The organism is Planctomycetota bacterium, assembly GCA_016872555.1.
Taxonomy (GTDB): domain Bacteria; phylum Planctomycetota; class Planctomycetia; order Pirellulales; family UBA1268; genus F1-20-MAGs016.
Window position 1 is genome coordinate 1 of sequence record VGZO01000118.1, and the last position, 3,200, is coordinate 3,200.

At 68.4% G+C, this 3,200-nt stretch carries 4 protein-coding genes; all 4 read right to left on the reverse strand.

Annotated elements, in window-relative coordinates; translation table 11 throughout:
• The coding region (locus tag FJ309_17275) for a hypothetical protein (GenBank protein ID MBM3956326.1) at positions 1 to 233 on the reverse strand (233 nt) is incomplete at its 3' end.
• 204 nt (positions 234 to 437) lie between these two features.
• Positions 438 to 1,892: an esterase-like activity of phytase family protein gene (locus FJ309_17280; protein MBM3956327.1), complete on the reverse strand. Its 1,455-nt coding sequence runs from the start codon at positions 1,890 to 1,892 to the stop codon at positions 438 to 440.
• Between the two features lie 408 nt (positions 1,893 to 2,300).
• Positions 2,301 to 2,546 (reverse strand): transposase, encoded by a 246-nt coding sequence (locus tag FJ309_17285; GenBank protein MBM3956328.1) that lies wholly within the window; start codon positions 2,544 to 2,546, stop codon positions 2,301 to 2,303.
• A 424-nt stretch (positions 2,547 to 2,970) separates the two neighbouring features.
• Positions 2,971 to 3,200 (reverse strand): IS91 family transposase (locus tag FJ309_17290; protein ID MBM3956329.1); only part of this gene is annotated, 230 nt, incomplete at its 5' end.

Below are 3,200 nucleotides of genomic sequence, written 5' to 3' on the forward strand. Positions count from 1 at the left end.
GCCGGCCGGGCGGCGTTCCAGGTGGCGAGCGCCCGGATGTCGGCCTCGGTCACCTCGTAGTCGTCGCAGGTCCGCAGCAGCGCCTCGAGCACGGTGCGGATCGAATATGGCAGCCGCGCGGTGTTCGTCACGCCGGCGTCGTCGAGAGCCCGCAGCCGGTAGAGCGTCGCCTTGCCGGAGCCCGTCTCGAACGGCGCGCGGGCGGAAAACGGATCGGCGGGGCGGGCGGCCATCGCGGGGCTCCTGCGAAGACGGGGGTCCGAAGGAAAGACCGGAAATGTAGCAAAACCGACGGGTTGAAGCGGGGCGCGCGGAGCGCCCAAGCGCCGCGGGCTTCGACGCCGACGTGCAGACACCGTTGGCATTTTTGCCGGCAAAATGCCAACTCGACCGGCACCCCACCTGTGGGTGACGACCGTTGGTCCCGCACGGGCTGCTCAGAGGTGCGGCACGCGCAGGATCCACAGGCAACTGCGCCGCGCAGCCGCCTTGTCGGCGTCGGCCGCGGCGATGTCGAAGTCGTTGTCGTTGACGATCGCCACGCGGCCGTCACCGAGCCATGCCAGTCCCTCGATCTTGAGGTCGGCCGGCCGCGCCGGTGGCTCGCTGCCGGAATCGATGTCGCGCGCCAGCCGCGGCGCGAGCGGCAGGAGATCGGCGACGAGCGTCTTGTCGAGCGCCGCCCCGGTCTTCCCGCCCGCCGCCGGCAGCGCGACGCGGTACAGCCGGCTCTCCGTCGCCGACTGCTCGACCACCAGCAGCGCTCCGTCGTCGAGCACGGTGAGCGCCGAGAGCTTGCCGTCGGCGGCGCGGATCGCGTCGGCATCGGCGTCGCCGGGATCGCCGAGACGGTAGGCGTGTTCGGCGATCGTCGTACCACCGCGCGGGTCGAACTCGATCAGCGCCGCGTCGATCCCCGGCCCGCCGTCGGTCGCCGCCGGGCTCTGCATCAGCGCGTACAGCCGGCGGCCGTCGCGGCTGGCGGCCAACGCCTCGAACCCGCGGTTCTCGCGGCGCCGGGCGAGCGCCTCGGGCAGTGTGTGGCTCACGATCGCGTCGGCCGCGACCGGGCCAGGCGCCAGCGGGCCATTCGCCAGCGGGCCAGTCCCGATCGGCACATGGCGCTGCACGATCCGATCCTCCCCCGACAGCCGTCCGAGCGACGGCAGGTATTCCTCGGCGATCCACAGCGTGCCATCGGGCAGACGGGCGAGCCCCTCGGTGTCGTAGCCGTCGGGGTCGGGAGGCAGCGGCAGGCCGGTGCGGGGATCGAACACGGGTGCGTCGAGAGGGCGCGGGGCGACGGGCCGGCCCGACGTGGGCTTCCCGGACGCAGTGCGCAGCGGCCTGGCGGAGGTGACCTCGATCCGCCCATCGGGCGGCTCGTCGGTCGCGCGGTCGGGGCGCCTGCCGTGCGCTTCGACGAGCTTCAGTTCGAGGAGCACCGGGCTGAACTCGGGCACAGGCAGCGTCCGGAGCCGCCGTGCCGGTTCGCCGGTCGGCGATTCGATCAGTACCTCGGCGTTGGGTCCGCGGTCGGTGATCGCGAGGAACCGCGTGCCGCGCCCCTTCCCTTCGCCGAGCGCCACAAGATCGCTCAAGCCTCCGAGCCGATACCGTCCGGCGCGCTGCCGATCGACGCCGCGGGGCAGCGGCAGGGGCTGGTCATCGAGGACGTAGACCGCCTCGACCGTCGCTTGGCCGCCGGCCGGTGCGGGTTCGTCGGCCGCCAGCCACGCTGGGCCGGGCGCGCCACACACCAACAGGCACGCCGCCGTCTGCCGCCAGCTCTGGCTGGTCGGCAAGCGGCGGAGAAACGCCGAAAGCGTTGGCTTCATCTTCATCGAGGTTGCCCTGCGGAAAGCCAGAACTGCCGATCGCCGCATGTCCATGAACGATGCCGTCCGTGGCTGTTGTCTACTCCAGCGACCGCGGGAAACGCCGTCGGCTTCCCGGGTCGCCGTCAAACGCACCGTTTTCGCACGCGTGGCTCCTGCTACTTGTGAGGATCGGGTGAAAATCGCAATCGGCCCCCCTGCCTCCGACAGCACCTATCCCAAGCCTTTGCAGATCATGGAGTTGCGACCATCTCCGATCCGGCGCGCCCGGCTGTCGACAGGATCCGGGTGTCGTGCTATTCTCCCTCTATCGCTCACTCGGAGAGGATTTCAGCGGCACGAAGTCGCGGGATCTTCCCGAACCAACCTCGTCGGCGGCTGTTCCCCCCCCAAGACCTTCACTTCGAAAGCCGCTTCGGACCCGTGGTTTCCCCAATCACGGGTCCTTTTCTTTTTGCCTTCTCAGCAGAATCTTTGGGTGAAATCCGGCTCTGGTAGTCGTCCGAGGACGTGAAACAGGGCGATTTCGATGCCGCGTGACGTTCGGAAGCCGAACGCTTTTTTAGTGGTCAGTTTCGCCTTGCCGTTGAAACCGTCGACGACTCCCGCCGAGATCGTGCCTCCGGCCCGAAACCAGTTGAGGATCAGATGGCGATGGCGTCGCATGCTGCGGGCGACGTTCTTCATCGGGTCGAGGCGGCTCCGCATCGCGCCGGTGGTTCACTCGTCGAGGAAGTTTCCAACCGCCGCTGGGCTCGTGTATTCCCAGAATCGCTGGAAGGCCTCGCGGAGCAGATGGGCCTTCACGCTCCGGAGGTTGTAGCGGAGCAGGTCGTGTAACGTCTCCTCTGTAAATCACCGGTATGAACCTGCTCGAGTCGAGCGTAGCGAGACGAGGGCAGGCCCATACCGGCCGCCAGTTTGAAAAGGCGGGTCATCGAGGCTTTCTTGGAAGTGTCACCTCACCAAGAAGGAACCCGCGATGACCTACCAAGAAGAATGTACGGTGCTCGACGATCTCACGGATCTGCTCATTGAGCACGGGCACCGGCGGGGCTAGCCACAGGCAGGGCGGGCCATCCATGGCCCCGTCCTGCCTGGCAGCCGATGGGAACGCCAAGGGTTCCCATGGCTACCGAGCCCGGCTCAGCCGGGCCGAACAAACCCCGCGGCCCTTGCAGGAGAAGGCCACCACAAACCCCGTGCGGCAGCCGGTGCACAGCGCGCGGGCGAAGCCGAAGCAGAGGAGCCCGCACTCGAGATAGCCGCGGAGCTCCTCCTCGACGTATGCCGCAACGGGCCGCTCGGCGCGGTCTCGCCACTCGAGCCAGCTCTCGAGGTTTTCCAAAACGATCTTGTGGA

Bases quoted from the DNA above. Each gene is read 5' to 3' on its own strand.
- FJ309_17280 (MBM3956327.1), bottom strand. From the start codon at position 1,892: ATGGACATGCGGCGATCGGCAGTTCTGGCTTTCCGCAGGGCAACCTCG.
- FJ309_17285 (MBM3956328.1), bottom strand. From the start codon at position 2,546: ATGCGGAGCCGCCTCGACCCGATGAAGAACGTCGCCCGCAGCATGCGA.